The sequence below is a fragment of the Priestia koreensis genome, assembly GCF_001274935.1.
Classification (GTDB): domain Bacteria; phylum Bacillota; class Bacilli; order Bacillales; family Bacillaceae_H; genus Bacillus_AG; species Bacillus_AG koreensis.
On the sequence record NZ_LILC01000037.1, the window covers coordinates 316,896 to 331,971 of the forward strand.

A 15,076-nucleotide genomic window follows, 5' to 3' on the forward strand; every position below is an offset into this window, starting at 1 on the left:
CGTTAGTTCACCATCCCTTTGAAGTAAACTAGCGTAAAGATGAAGATCCATACTACGTCAAGGAAATGCCAGTATAGACCAACAATGAATACTTTACGTGCCGTTGCAGACGTTAATCCGCGTTGTGTTAATTGAATGATGATAAAGATCATCCAGAAGATACCTAACGTTACGTGGGCACCATGGGTACCAACTAAGACGAAGAAGCCAGACCAGAAACCACTTGATTGAAGAGTTGCCCCTTCACCAACGTAGTGAATGAACTCTGAGATCTCCATAAATAGGAATCCTGCACCTAATAGCAACGTGATAATTAACCACGTGATTAGGCTTTTTACGCGGCCGCCGCGCATTTCGTGAACGGCAAGACCACATGTGAAACTACTTGTTAGAAGTAGTAAAGTTTCGATCATTACATCTTTTAGTTCAAATAAATCTTGAGGAGTAGGGCTGTTTCCTGTACGACCATTTAGTACTAAGTAAGTAGCAAATAGTGTAGAGAATAACGCAATCTCTGCTCCAAGGAAGATCCAGAAACCTAAGATATTTAAGCGACTTTCTTGTGTTGCATATTCGAGTGGGCCATCATGCTTTTCATGTGCTAAATCTGCCATAGTTATGCCCCCCTCGTTGCGCTTTCAGTGCGCTCAATTTCTTCAACACTTACATAGTAACCTTCATCATATTCGAATGAGCGAAGAACCATGCAGATTAGTACGCCGATTACACCTGCGATACCCATGATCAACCAGTCAAAGACAAATCCAAATCCTGCAATGAAGAAGAAGACTGACATAACGAATGGACGACCAGAGTTGCTTGGCATATGAATCGGTTTGTACTGAATTTTTTGTTCTGCTTTTTTCTGCTCTTTTGCTTCTTTCTTAGCTAACCAGTATGCGTCTAAACCTTTAACATCAGGAATAATCGCGAAGTTATAGTGTGGGATTGGTGTTTTAGTTGCCCACTCAAGAGTACGACCATCCCAAGGGTCACCAGTTAGGTCACGTTCACCGTGACGTGCACTCCAGTAGATGTTATAAACTAATACTAGGAATCCAAGACCCATTCCAACAGCACCGATTGATGCAATTACGTTCAATGGCATCCAGCCTGTTGATGCTGAGTAAGTGTACATACGACGAGTCATTCCCATTAGTCCTAAGAAGTACATTGGGAAGAAACATACGTTAAATCCAACCATGAATAACCAGAAAGCAATTTTTCCTAAACGCTCGTTTAGCATGTGACCAAACATTTTTGGATACCAGTAATGTAAACCAGCAAAACATGCAAACACTGTACCAGCAATTAGTACGTAGTGGAAATGCGCAATTAGGAAGTAACTGTTATGGTATTGATAGTCAGCTGCTGCCATCGCAAGCATTACCCCTGTAACCCCACCGATAACGAAGTTAGGAATAAACGCTAATGACCACATCATTGCAGCTGTGAAACGAATTCGCCCTTTGTAAAGCGTAAAGAGCCAGTTAAAGATTTTAACCCCTGTCGGAATTGAAATCGCCATCGTTGTGATAGAGAAGAATGAGTTAACTGCTCCTCCTGCACCCATCGTGAAGAAGTGATGGACCCAAACAACGAAACTTAAGATCGAGATGGCAAGCATTGACCATACCATCGCTGAGTATCCGAATAGACGTTTACGTGAGAACGTACTGATAACTTCAGAGAAGATACCAAACGCCGGTAGGATAACAATATATACCTCAGGATGTCCCCAAACCCAGAAGAGGTTGGCCCACATCATCGGCATACCGCCATCGGCCACTGTAAAGAAGTGAGAACCGAACAAACGGTCAAATGTCATTAATACAAGCGCTACTGTTAATACAGGGAACGCAAAGATAATGATGATAGATGTAATTAATACTGACCAAGTGAACATTGGCATACGCATCAATGTCATACCTGGTGCACGCATTTTAAGGATTGTTACAAGGAAGTTAATACCTGTCATTAAGGTACCAATACCTGCAATTTGTAATCCCCATAGGTAGTAGTTTTGTCCAGGACCTGGACTATATTCATTCAGCGCAAGTGGTGCATAACTAGTCCAACCTGCATCAGGAGATCCCCCGATAACGAATGAAATGTTAAATAGCATTGCACCAATAAAGAATGTCCAGAAACTTAGCGCATTCAAGTATGGGTACGCTACGTCACGTGCACCGATTTGTAAAGGTACCGCAACGTTGATTAAACCAATTAAGAATGGCATCGCCATGAACAAGATCATGATTGTACCATGAGTTGTAAAAATTTCATTGTAGTGCTGTGCGTCTAAAAACTTAGCGTCTGGAACCGTCAACTGAGCACGCATTAATAGCGCATCGACACCACCGCGGAACAGCATAAGAATGGCAGCAATAATATACATGACACCAAGTTTCTTATGGTCAACTGTAGTAAGCCATTCAGTCCAAAGCCATTTCCACTTTTTGAAATACGTTAGTACGAATAAGATACCTACAGTAGCTAATATGATAGACACATCGGCACCGTAAATTAGTGGTTCGCCAGTGACGAAAAATTCATCAAGCTTCACGCTGTTGTCCTCCTTCCATGAGAAACATTGTATATATTAGAACGTTCGATTATTTATCGCTCTTCTCATCTTTGTTGTCTTCCTTCATATCCATGTTGTTAGACATATGAGAATTTTGTTTTGCATGATCGATCCACTCTAAGTGTGTGCTAGAGTATGTGCTTCGACCAACATGTCCAGGCTTAATCAGCTTGGAGTATTGTTTTTTCGTTAACTTAGGTTCGTTTGATTGAACTGTTTGAACCCATTCATTGAAGTCTTTCTTTGTAACAGCTTCAACATCAAATGTCATATCCGTGAAGCCTTCACCAGAGAAGTTCGCACTTCTACCAGTATATTGCCCAACATGGTCAGCTAATAAGTATAGCTTCGTTTCCATGCCTGCCATTGTATACTTTTGACCACCTAGTTCTGGTACCCAGAATGAGTTCATAGGACCTACGGATGTAAGTTTGAACTTAACAGGACGGTCTTCAGGGATGTTAACGTAGTTAACAGTCTCAATATTTTGCTCAGGATAACTAAAGATCCACTTCCAATCCGCAGATGTTACGTGAATAACAAGTGGTTTTTTGTCTTCAGCTTTACTATCTTCAGCATTTTGTGTTGCTACTGCTTTTGGCGCTTTCTCTAAAGCCATTGTGGCTTTAACAGTTGGCACTGCTAATGCGATAACGATTAAAACCGGAATCGCAGTCCAAATTACCTCTAATAATAAGTTACCTTCTTGTTCAGGCGGCTCATAATCATGTTTATCTGGTCTTTCACGATAACGAATTAAAATAACCGTAAATAAAATGAATACTACGGCAATAATTGCTAACATTAAGATAAATGACCAAACAATCAAATCATACTGAGTTTTGGCTACCGGTCCTTTCGGATCTAATACAGCCATTTTCCCGCTACAACCACCTAAGAATAAAACAAGTGATAAAGGTAAAAGGGATAATAACTTCCATTTAGATTTTTTCATCTAGCGCCTTCCTCCTTCCTTTCTCATCGCATGGTTCAAAAGTCCCCATTTTGTACGAAAAATAATTGCTTCTTACATAAGAAAAATAAGAAGTTAAAAAAACTTCTATATAATAAAGTAATGCAATGAGTTAATGATCCCTTTAACAAAAATATCAAATGCAGCGATATTTCCAAATACCATCTTACATCAATTCATAAATTGATAACATTTTTGTAACAAAACGTTCACAAAATGTTCATTTTTTATCCTTAAGCTATATCAAGAGTAAAAAAATGTAAAAAAGACAGTCAAATAAAGGTTTCTTTTCCTCATTACTTTAACTTACCACTTCCTCTCCCCTCTTTCTAGAGTATATTGATATAATTTAAATTTTCAGTTTCTTTACAACCCTTTCCCTACCCTTTCATCTATCAGCTAAAACCATTAATTTTATCATTAAAACGTTGGAGAATTTGATCTAACGTAATTTCAGCGGTGCTCTTCACGTGCCAATCGGCCTCCTCCATTTCCTTATGCTCCCCTACTCCGATTGAAAACATGCCTGCGGTTTTAATGGCAGAAAGTCCCGCTTGTCCGTCTTCAATTCCGACACAATTCTCAGGAGAAACGTTCAGATTTTGTGCCGCTGTCAAGAAAATCTCTGGATCTGGCTTACCGTTTTTGATCTTTTCAATATCTACTACATGATCAAGGTGCTCCTGTATCCCTAAATATTGAATGACTCGCTTTGCGTTAGAACTAGAAGAAGCAATGCCCACCTTTATCGACGACTTTTTTAATTCGCCGAGAAGTGATTGAATTCCTGGGAGAATGGAACTAGCATTCATCGTTCTTATTAGCTCTTGATAATCCTTATTTTTCTGTGTCGCCCACGTCTTTTTTTGTTCGTCTGAAAAGGTTTTGCCACTTTCCGAAATTAAGGTCTCAACCGTTTTCCCTCTGCTCAGTCCTTGTAGCTGTTGATTCCTTTCCCGCGTAAAGGGTACTCCTATTTCGTCTGCGATCTTTTTGGTGGCGATGTAATAAAATTCAACCGTATTCGCAATCACACCGTCTAAATCAAAAATGACCGCCTCTAGCGTTCGTCTCATCCATTTTCCTCCTCATTGAATAAAAAAAGAATAGAATGACGAATCATCACTATTCTCTTCCCACTTTACTTTTTGTGTTGTAGAAGCTGATTCAACGCTTTCGGCAAATGCTTAATTAAATCAGTTGCTACAATGTCTACCATACTATGCCCCTTCTCAAGGAGCAAATCTGCCACTTTTCCGTGCATATAGACAGCGTTGTTTAGCGCCTCCTGAACAGACTTGTGCTGAAGAACAAACCCTAAAATCATGCCTATTAGGGTATCACCCGTTCCCCCTTTGGCAAGACCCGGGTTTCCGGTCGTATTCACAAACTGTTCTCCTGTTGGTGTCGTTACAATCGTGAATGGACCTTTTAAAACAACGTAAAGGTTGTGTTTAATGGCTAGATCTCGAGATACCTCAAAGCGATTATGTTCCACTTCATCAACAGTCATATCCATCAGCATACTCATTTCTCCAGGATGCGGTGTAATAATAGTCGGGGCTTTACGATACTGAAGCAAGTCCCAACACTTCTTCAAATGTGTAAGACCGTCTGCATCAACAATGACCGTGCTATCCTGCTGAAGAACAGAGCGAACGACCTTTGTTCCGCCTTCCGTTCTTCCCATTCCTGGTCCTACAGCTATTGCATCTAGCTTCACATCATCAAACGATATATCTCCCAGGAAATAGCCATTCTCCTCTTGTAGCCCTCGGTACATTCCTTCTGTAATGTGAGATGCTACCACGGAACGAATGGATTCAGGTACATAAATGGTCAGGAGCCCTACCCCTGTTCGAAGGGCTGCTCCCGAAGAGAGAATGGGCGCACCAATCATAGTTGTAGAACCTCCTACAACCCCTCCCCTACCATAGGAACCTTTATGTGAAGAACGTGTTCTGCTCGGAAAGGTTCGTTCCACGTCTCTTTCTTCCCATTCCCTTTTGTGACGGGAGCTTTTTTCAATAGAGATGTTAGGAATCCCAATATCAACTGTCTCAACTTGTCCATAGTAATTAGCGGAAGGAAATGTGTAAGCACCTGTTTTTGGAGCCTGAATAGTGAATGTTTTATCTGCTTTTACAGCCGTTTCGACCACTCCCCCATCGGCCTCAATTCCACTCGGAAGGTCAATACTGTAGACCATCGACTGAAGATGATTCAGCTGATCAATGATTTCTTTATAAGGAGTGCGGGGGCCTCCTTTTATGCCAATCCCTAATAACGCATCAATGACGTAATCATAGCGGGGCAACAGCGCGTGGAAGAGGTCTTTTTCATCCTGATAAGAACGGGTCACATACCCAGCATTCTCATAGTGAAGAAGTGCACCCTTGGCTTCACCTTTCAAATCTTGAGAGGATGAAATTATCCAAACGTCTACTTGGTAACCATATCCCTGTAATAACCGCCCAATAACGAGACCATCTCCCCCGTTATTTCCCTTTCCAACTAGAACGGCAACTTTTTCATTTATGGGTATTTCTGCTTTCAACCGCTGAGCAATAACGAGGCCTGCACTTTCCATTAGGCTCTCCCCTGATATTCCTACATTGCGTATTGTATATTGATCAATCTCGTACATTTCTTCAGCCGTTACAATTGGCTTCATCTTCTTCCCCTCCTGCACCTATTTTTATTTATCTATACCCGACGAACTCTAATTCATGCAGTGTGACTTCTTCTCTCCGCCTTTTAGACCCTGTGTTATTCAAAGGATTTTAGGCCCTAATCACACCACCTTTCCATTCTTATAAAAAAACTTTTCAACGCTTATTACACGTTATTGAAAATTTTTTCAAAATTTCTATTGCGCAATGAAACCACTTTCATTACAATAAGACTTACGATAATCATGCAAGCGATTGCATTACCTAATTAATGAAAAGTTTGCATACACTATTTTTAGTCACATAGACAAGGGGAAAAGGAAGGTATACACCATGAAAAAGTTTTTTTCATTTGATTTTTGGCAAAAGTTTGGAAAAGCTTTATTGGTTGTAGTAGCAGTTATGCCTGCTGCTGGAATCATGATTTCACTTGGTAAATTGCTTGGAATGACCGCGCAAGATATCGTAGTTTTGCAAACGATTGCAAGGGTAATGGAAGATATCGGGTGGGCTGTTATTACCAATCTTCACATTTTATTTGCCGTTGCAATTGGGGGATCTTGGGCTAAAGAACGCGCAGGTGGAGCGTTCGCAGCATTAATTGCTTTTGTTCTGATCAACCGCATTACGGGCGCTATTTTCGGCGTAACTTCTGACATGCTAGTTGATCAAAAAGCAACGATTTCATCATTGTTTGGTCAACAACTAGTCGTAAAAGATTACTTCACTTCTATTCTAGGTGCTCCAGCACTTAATATGGGGGTATTCGTAGGAATTATCTCCGGTTTCTTAGGGGCCGCGTTATTTAATAAATATTACAACTATAATAAATTACCGAATGCTCTTTCTTTCTTCAACGGAAAGCGCTTTGTACCATTTGTTGTTATCGTGGGATCTGTTGTTACAGCTCTTGTTCTTTCCATTGTATGGCCATTTGTTCAAGGTCTACTGAATAATTTCGGACAATGGATTGCAACATCTCGTGACAGTGCACCAATTGTTGCACCTTTCGTATACGGAGCATTAGAACGTCTATTGTTACCTTTTGGATTACACCATATGTTAACAGTTCCGATGAACTACACGGAACTTGGCGGAACGTACAAGATTTTAACAGGATCTGGTGCTGGCTCAACGGTTGCAGGACAAGATCCACTTTGGTTAGCATGGATTGCAGATCTTAACAACTTCTTATCTGCAGGAGATACAGAATCTTATAAAAAATTACTGCATGACGTAACACCTGCTCGTTTCAAAGTAGGACAAATGATTTTATCTTGCGCTGCCTTAATCGGTATTGCCCTTGCAATGTATCGCAATGTTGATGTAGACAAACGTAAAAAGTATAAATCTATGTTCTTCTCAGCTGCTTTAGCTGTATTCTTAACAGGCGTAACAGAGCCAATTGAATTTATGTTCATGTTCGTTGCACCAGTTCTTTATGTGGTATATGCACTAATGACAGGATTAGCATTTGCCATCGTAGACATTGTACACGTTCGTGTTCATTCATTCGGTTTTATTGAGCTATTAACACGTACACCAATGATTATCAAAGCAGGTCTTTGGTTAGACCTTGTGAACTTTGTGATTGCGTGTCTTGTATTCTTCGGATTAAACTTTGCAGTTGCAAACTTCATGATCAAAAAGTTTAACTTACCAACGCCTGGTCGTAACGGTAACTATGTAGACGGGGAAGAAAATGAAGAAACAGCGGACACAAGCTCAAGCACGAAAAAGAACGTAGGAAACGATTCTCTAGCACCTGTTATTATCGGATTACTAGGTGGAGAGAACAACATTGAAGATGTCGATGCATGTATGACTCGCCTTCGTGTAACAGTAAAAGATCCAAATGCTGTAGCGAACGAGGCAGACTGGAAGAAAAACGGTGCACTAGGGTTGATCATTAAAGATCACGGTGTACAAGCCATTTACGGACCAAAAGCAGATGTCATTAAGTCCGATATTCAAGACTTGTTAGGAGCGTAAAATATGAAATTACTCACATTAAACTGTCATTCTTGGCAGGAGGAAAATCAATGGGAAAAGATTTCGACTCTAGCGACGACGATTCAAGAAAAACAGTATGATGTGATTGCTTTACAAGAGGTTAGTCAATCAATTGACTCACCTCCCCTCCATAATCATCTTAAGAAGGATAACTTCGCCGCCGTACTATTAGATGAGCTTCAAAAAATCGGAGTCACTGATTACGAATACGTGTGGGATTTTCCCCACATTGGTTATGAAACGTTCGAAGAAGGGTTAGCCATTTTAACTAGGCATCCTATTAAGGAATCAGATTCGTTTTATGTATCGCAAAGTACCAATCATGATTACTGGAAAACACGAAAGATCGTACGTGCTACTATTTCATACAATGGCGTTCCCCTCTCCTTCTACTCCTGCCACTTAGGCTGGTGGGAAGACGAGGACGAACCATTTCAATTTCAGGCAGATCAATTACTGTCATATGTACAGACTCATAAAGAGCTTGGTTTTTTAATGGGTGACTTTAATAATAACGCCTTTACAAAAGATGAAGGATTCGATTATTTAAAATCACAAGGCTTACACGATACGTATCTCTTAGCTTCTGAAAAAGATGCCGGCATTACTGTAGAAGGTAAAATTGCCGGATGGGATCAAAACAAGAAAGATTTGCGTTTAGACATCATCTTTGCAACGAAACCTGTAGAAGTCAGATCGTCTCGTGTCATTTTCAACGAACGGAATAAATCGATTGTTTCTGACCATTACGGAGTGGAATGTGAGATTATCATGTAAAAAAGGTGGACAATGTGTCCACCTTTTTTATTACTTCAATAAGTTTTCTAATTCTGTTAGTGTCTCATCAAATGCCTTCATCGCCTCACGTATTGGCTGATCAGTAGACATATCCACCCCTGATTTTTTAAGAACAGATAGTGGATTTTCAGAACCTCCTGCCGTTAACAAGTGATGGTGAATTCGGTTAATCGCAGGGCGACCTTCTTTTAAAATCTGCTCTGTTAAATCAATCGATGCGGCGAAACTGGTCGCGTATTGGTAAACATAAAAGTTGTTATATAAATGGGGAATTTTCGCCCATTCAACGGCAATTTCAGGGTCTGATACGATCGAAGGCCCGTAGTATTTCTTATTCAGTTCTAAATAAACCTTGCTCATGGCTTCGGCATTTAGAGACTCACCCTGCTGGTCTTTCTCATGAATGATTTTTTCAAATTCGGCAAATTGCGTTTGGCGGAAAAGAGTCGTTCGAAAACCTTCAAGTCGATCACACAATAACGCAATTTTTTCTTCTTTTGTTTTTGCTTTTTTATACGTATCGTGCCACAACAGTTGTTCATTCATGGTAGAAGCAATTTCAGCTAAAAAGGTTGGATAGCCTGCTGTTAAATAAGGCTGGGCTTTTTTCGTATAATACGATTGCATCGCATGTCCCAATTCATGAGCAATCGTCGAAATATCATCGTTTGTACCACGATAATTTAACAACACATATGGATGCGTATCGTAGCTTCCCCACTGATAAGCACCTCCGTGCTTGTCCTGTGTGGAATAAACATCAATCCATCTTTCGTTAAATGCCTTTGTTAAGACATCTGTATAATCCTCACCCCAAATTGATAGACCATCAATTACTCGCTTTTTGGCTTCTTCAAATGAAACATATTGATTGTCCTTTTTACTTAATGGTGCACGAAGGTCATACATATGCATGGGAGAAACGTGCAGTAGTTGTTTTTTCACCGCCATGTAGCGATGCAAAAGCGGCAATCCTCTGTGAACAGATTGAATTAATCCTCCGTACACTCTCACTGGAATATTATTTGAATCGAGACTCGCGGCTATCGCATTTGGATAGTGGCGAATTTTTGCATATGCATTACTAGCTTTTACCTGACCGCCAAGGGTTTGAGCGAATGTATCTTGATATTGTTTGAGCGTATGATAATACGTTTGAAATGCTTTTTCGCGAATTACGCGATCGGAACTTTCCATATATGTGCTGTAATTGAACCGATTGAGCGGAAGCGCCGTTTTTGAAGCTGCCATAAAAGAAGGGAACGGAATATCTTTTTCAAGCATTGTAAAGGTGCTCTCAGGAACAGAAGCAATAGGAGCCGTTTTGAGTAGTAGCTCTTCCATTTTTTCAGGTAGCGTATGTTCTTTTGTTCGCAGCATCTCTTCTAAAACATACTTATAAGCAGACAGCTGTGGGTCATCAATATAAGTTTTTAACTTTTTCATAGGAAGCTTTGAGATATCCGTGTAGAGCCACGACGTTTTTTCCATCACATTCATTGACATATGATCAGCTTGATCAGTGGACGACTGAAGTTTAGCATTTGAAGAATTCGTATGCAGTTTTAATGAAGCATAAATATATATCTTGTCATGCTTCCTCATAATCGTGCTATACTGCTCTAAAATATTTTTTAGATGCGATGCTGATTTACTAAGCGTTCCCTTGTAATGATAGAATTGATCAGCTTGGGATACTACGCTTTTTACGTCCTTATCCCAAGCTTTTTGGTTAGGATAAATCTCTTCTAATTTCCACGTGTATTGAGATGGAATGTCTGAACGATTTTCATATTGCGGGTTCACTTCTGCACCATTACTTGTTGTTGCTCCTACTTGCAACAACAAGCATACAGTAGCCATAATAGTTAGCTTTCGATAAAAAGGCTTTTTCATCGTCTCTCTCCTTTGTAAAAAACATCGATCCAAAATACTCCTTTTAGTATTTTGAAAAACAACGATTTTTATGATGAAAAAGTTTTTCTGCATTTCAACATGTCCCAATAAGAATTTCATTTCTATCCTGCACATTTATTCTTATAATAGATATGATCATTTATTTTCGTACGTTAAAAAGGCGGAGGATGTATGGCAGAAGTACAAAAGAGACAGCTTCGTTTCGAAAGATTTGGGTTAGAATCAATTCCCCAAGAGCTTCAGCAAACACGCTGGTATGAGTATTCATTTATTCAAGCAACCTTTTCAGTGAACGCAGGCAACTTTTTAGTTCCTGCACTTGCCGTGCTTCAAGGGCATTTATCAATTTTGGCGGCCGTTCTTAGTACAACAATCGGAGCAGCCGTGGCATTTTTACTCGTTTCTTATTTATCTTTACCAGGAGCAAGGTACGGAATTCCTGCTCAGTACGCGATGCGCTCATTTTTAGGCGTAAAAGGGGCCCAATGGATTTCTTCTCCTATTCGAACCATCACTTCCTTGTATTGGTTTAGCGTTCAAACTGTAGGAGGAAGCTATGTCATTCAAAAAATGCTACTTTCTTACTTTCATGTTCACGTTCCTTTTACGATGCTAGCCATTATCCTAAGCACGATCATGGCGATACTCGCTCTCATTGGTTTTGAGGCGGTAAAAAAAGTAACAAAGCAATTTTTCCCTTTACTGCTAATCGGTCAAGTCGTCATTTTATGGTTGTTCATCCGCTCCTTACAAGCATCTTCCATTTCATTGACACATGGCGCTCATGAGTGTTCGTTTTCAACCTGTTTATTTTATGCAAGTCTTGCCTTTATTCAATACATATCTGGTGTGACATCATCTTCAGATATTACACGCTATGCTAAAACAGGAACACACGGCTTCTGGGGGCTTTACGTAGGGAACGTGTTAGGGTTTATGATGACAGCTGTGCTAGCTACTCTAGGAGCAGGATTGTTCCAAAACGAAAATCCATTTATTGCGACAAGTACGCTGACTACGTCATCAGTAGTTGTTGGTTTAATGGTTATTTGCTCTATGATCTCCATGATCTCGATTAATCTCAGCAATGCTTATACCGGTGGATTAAGCTTGCTAAATAGCCTTCCTGCACTTGGACGAATTAAGGCAGCTATTTTGTTTGGCTTGTTAGGAATCGCATTAAGTACCCTTCCTCAATTAGTTAGCGAAGCCAAAACATACATTTCAATGCTCGGGGCTTTCGTCGTTCCCCTATCTGCGGTCATTGTGGCTGAGTTTTTATGGATCAATAAAAGGACGCTCATTCCGATTCAAACAAAAAACATAAATAAATTAGCCATTGGTCATGCATTGATTGGAGCGCTCATCTACTTTTTCGTCCCAGATCAGTACTCACCTGGCTTCACTTTGTTCGTTCTCACGTTTATCAGCTACGGATTGACAAAACGTTTCGTAAGCGGAAAAGCTAGAGATCTCTCACCTTTATAAAAACAGAGGCTCTTATTAGAGCCTCCATTGTCATTACTCTTCAATATAGGAATCAGCTGGTACAGCTTCGATCCATTTGCTTTTTCTCCCGATTGAAAAAACATACAATTCATGCATCGCTCTCGTACAAGCCGTATAAAGTAAATATCGATCAAAGGAGCTCCCATAATTCTTATTTGATCCGTTATAAATAAGAACTGCATCAAACTCAATTCCCTTTGCAAGATAGATAGGGAGGACAAGAATCCCTCTTTCAAAATCTTGGGTTTTCGGTGTGATGTGTTTTATTTTCAAGTCGGTTCCTAAAAGGTCCATTACTTCTTTGCATTCCTTTTCCGTTTTACAAATAATTGCAATAGTTTCATGATTCGCTTTTTTAAGTTTCATGATTTTACCTTTAAGATGTTCATAAATAGAATTTTTTTCATCTATTTCTGTCACAACCGGTAATAACCCACTTCGGTTAAAAGGCTTAATAGCCTCTCCGTTCGGAATAAGTGATCGTGTAAATTCAACAATTTGCCTTGTCGAACGATAGCTCTGTGTCAGTTCAATTCGTGCTTGATCTTCTTCATGAAACTCCTCTAAAAGGTTTGTTTTATGACGTGAATGAGCATACACAGCCTGATTAAAATCACCTAACAGAGTCATTTTGGCATGTGGAAACAAGTACTGCAAATAAGCCATTTGAAATGCATTATAATCCTGGGCTTCATCAATAAAAAGGTGCTTAATGAGAGGGTCAATTGATTTTCCTTTCAACCGGTCTTGCAAATACAGATACGGTGTCATGTCCTCATAGAGTAAAACCCCTTTGTTCAGATACTCTTGCGTAAGTTCCCCTACTTCCTTATAGCCTTCAATTGATTCAAGCACTTGATTCAGACGACGATACACAGAAAATTCATTTACGAAACGCATCGCTTGGACCTGCTTATACAGCGGTTTGAACTTCTTCTTCACTAATTCTCTTGCTAAAAGGGCTTGCTCTTGCTCAAAATCATCAAATGTATCCTTTTCAAAACGCTGTTCGTTTTGAAGTTTGCGGTAAGCTCTTAAATACGTTTCCTTATCGGAAAGCTCCACTTCCTCTAGTACCCAGTCCTTTGTCACTTGTTCTTTCTCAAATTGTCGTAGTTTCTTTTTCAACCACGCCGCCACAAGTTCCATTCGGTTCGGAATGCTAATTGCTCGGTCAAGCGAATAAAAATGATGTTCGATTTCTTCAGCAGAGAGTAGAAGCTCCCCACGAAATTTTATATGACGAAATACCAATCCCGCGTTTGATAAGTTCTCAATAAACTGGTCTATTATATCCTTGAATGCGATACTGGATTTTAAGTCAATGTTTTGTATTCTCTGCTTGTAATGCGAGTGCTGATGTTCTGTAAGCACGTACTCCATCTGCTCAAACGGACTTTCAACGTCTATTCTTCTGCTGATTTTTCGTTCCATGTATTTTTGAAACGTGTCTTGCTGCATATTATCTTCACCAAGCTCAGGGAGAACGGTCGCCACATAGCTATTGAACATTAAATTAGGTGAGAACAGCATAATGTTAGATGACTGAAGCGAATTACGATGACGATAGAGCAGGTAGGCAATACGCTGTAAAGCTGCGGATGTTTTACCGCTTCCCGCTACACCTTGCACAATTAGCGTTTTACTGCGCTCATTTCGAATGATTTCGTTTTGCTCTTTTTGAATGGTAGCCACAATACTCTTCATTTGCTGATTTGCCTGATTGCTCAACACCTCTTGAAGCATCTGATCTCCTATGGTGATTCCTGTATCAAACATGTTTTTCAATTTACCTTCTTTGATGACATATTGACGCTTCAACACCATTTCCCCATGTATCGTCTCTGTCGGTGTTTCGTACTCTGCATATCCAGGTGAGTAATCATAATAAAGGCTCGAAATAGGTGCTCTCCAGTCATAAATAAGAAACTCCTGATCGTCTCGATCCATTAATGAAGCAATGCCAATATAAATGTCCTCTACTTGTTCCTCACTATCCTCAACAAAATCAATTCGACCGAAATAAGGAGAGTTCTTCAACTTACTCAATGTTTTGATCTGCTTCGTTGCTTGCCCATGACTTCGTTCACGTTCGGCTAACATTTCTGCTTGTTGCTTAATGCTTGCATGCGTCTCGATCAGATCATCTGGCTCATCCGTATTTACCGTTACGTCTTCCCAGAAGTTTTTGCGTAAATGAAGAATGTCCTCTTGAACCCCTCCTGCACCTTGAAGAAGTTGAGTCTCCTTATGACTTATTTCTGACTTAATACGTTCGATGCGTGCCATCTCAAGTTTCATCTCATTTGTTACATCTCTCATCTCAACACTCCTCTAGGAATTTCTTTATCCTATCCTGCTTGACAATGAATTTATTTTGCTATATAATTTAAGATAGGATATATATAATTATTTTTAAATAAAGACACGTTATTTCCCCATAGTACCACATCTCTATGTCCTTAATCAATCTTATTTTCCGCTTCCTCTTGATAACACTACTTATTTTTTGTTCCTTCCAAAATGTTTCATGTGAAACACCTTTCTTTTTTAAAAAAAAAGCTTTTCGAATCCCAGCCAAACCACTATGCTTAAGAGGTTGTGCTT

10 protein-coding genes are annotated in these 15,076 nt (G+C 39.8%); 3 read left to right on the forward strand and 7 right to left on the reverse strand.

Features of this window, described 5'->3' with window-relative positions:
* Window positions 1–2: 2 nt before the first annotated feature.
* The 5 genes from qoxC to AMD01_RS23025 form a co-directional block, all read right to left on the reverse strand.
* On the reverse strand, window positions 3–614 hold the full coding sequence (qoxC, locus tag AMD01_RS23005) for a cytochrome aa3 quinol oxidase subunit III (RefSeq protein ID WP_053403787.1): 612 nt from the start codon (window positions 612–614) through the stop codon (window positions 3–5).
* A 2-nt stretch (window positions 615–616) separates the two neighbouring features.
* Window positions 617–2,566, reverse strand: a complete 1,950-nt coding sequence (gene qoxB, locus AMD01_RS23010; protein ID WP_053403788.1) for a cytochrome aa3 quinol oxidase subunit I — start codon at window positions 2,564–2,566, stop codon at window positions 617–619.
* Window positions 2,567–2,615: 49 nt separating this feature from the next.
* Window positions 2,616–3,542 (reverse strand): cytochrome aa3 quinol oxidase subunit II, encoded by a 927-nt coding sequence (gene qoxA, locus AMD01_RS23015; RefSeq protein WP_053403789.1) that lies wholly within the window; start codon window positions 3,540–3,542, stop codon window positions 2,616–2,618.
* A gap of 413 nt (window positions 3,543–3,955) precedes the next feature.
* Window positions 3,956–4,636, reverse strand: coding sequence for a beta-phosphoglucomutase (pgmB, locus tag AMD01_RS23020; RefSeq protein ID WP_053403790.1), 681 nt, complete (start codon window positions 4,634–4,636; stop codon window positions 3,956–3,958).
* A 65-nt stretch (window positions 4,637–4,701) separates the two neighbouring features.
* The gene (locus tag AMD01_RS23025; protein ID WP_053403791.1) at window positions 4,702–6,234 is read right to left on the reverse strand and encodes a bifunctional ADP-dependent NAD(P)H-hydrate dehydratase/NAD(P)H-hydrate epimerase; all 1,533 of its coding nucleotides are present in this window, start codon (window positions 6,232–6,234) and stop codon (window positions 4,702–4,704) included.
* Between the two features lie 331 nt (window positions 6,235–6,565).
* On the opposite strand from AMD01_RS23025, the gene AMD01_RS23030 reads away from it, so the two are divergent.
* Both AMD01_RS23030 and AMD01_RS23035 read left to right on the forward strand, forming a co-directional pair.
* On the forward strand, window positions 6,566–8,224 hold the full coding sequence (locus AMD01_RS23030; protein ID WP_053403792.1) for a PTS transporter subunit IIBC: 1,659 nt from the start codon (window positions 6,566–6,568) through the stop codon (window positions 8,222–8,224).
* A 3-nt stretch (window positions 8,225–8,227) separates the two neighbouring features.
* Entirely contained in the window at window positions 8,228–9,022 is a 795-nt protein-coding gene (locus AMD01_RS23035; RefSeq protein ID WP_053403793.1) for an endonuclease/exonuclease/phosphatase family protein, read from the forward strand.
* A gap of 30 nt (window positions 9,023–9,052) precedes the next feature.
* Here AMD01_RS23035 and pepF read toward each other — a convergent pair whose 3' ends face one another.
* Window positions 9,053–10,939, reverse strand: coding sequence for an oligoendopeptidase F (gene pepF / locus AMD01_RS23040; protein ID WP_083446673.1), 1,887 nt, complete (start codon window positions 10,937–10,939; stop codon window positions 9,053–9,055).
* A gap of 192 nt (window positions 10,940–11,131) precedes the next feature.
* Between pepF and AMD01_RS23045 the strand changes: the two genes are divergently transcribed.
* Entirely contained in the window at window positions 11,132–12,448 is a 1,317-nt protein-coding gene (locus tag AMD01_RS23045; RefSeq protein WP_053403794.1) for a purine-cytosine permease family protein, read from the forward strand.
* Between the two features lie 33 nt (window positions 12,449–12,481).
* Here AMD01_RS23045 and helD read toward each other — a convergent pair whose 3' ends face one another.
* Window positions 12,482–14,791 carry an RNA polymerase recycling motor HelD gene (gene helD, locus AMD01_RS23050; protein ID WP_053403795.1) on the reverse strand — a complete coding sequence of 770 codons (2,310 nt, stop codon included), beginning with the start codon at window positions 14,789–14,791 and terminating at the stop codon, window positions 12,482–12,484.
* Window positions 14,792–15,076: the final 285 nt, after the last annotated feature.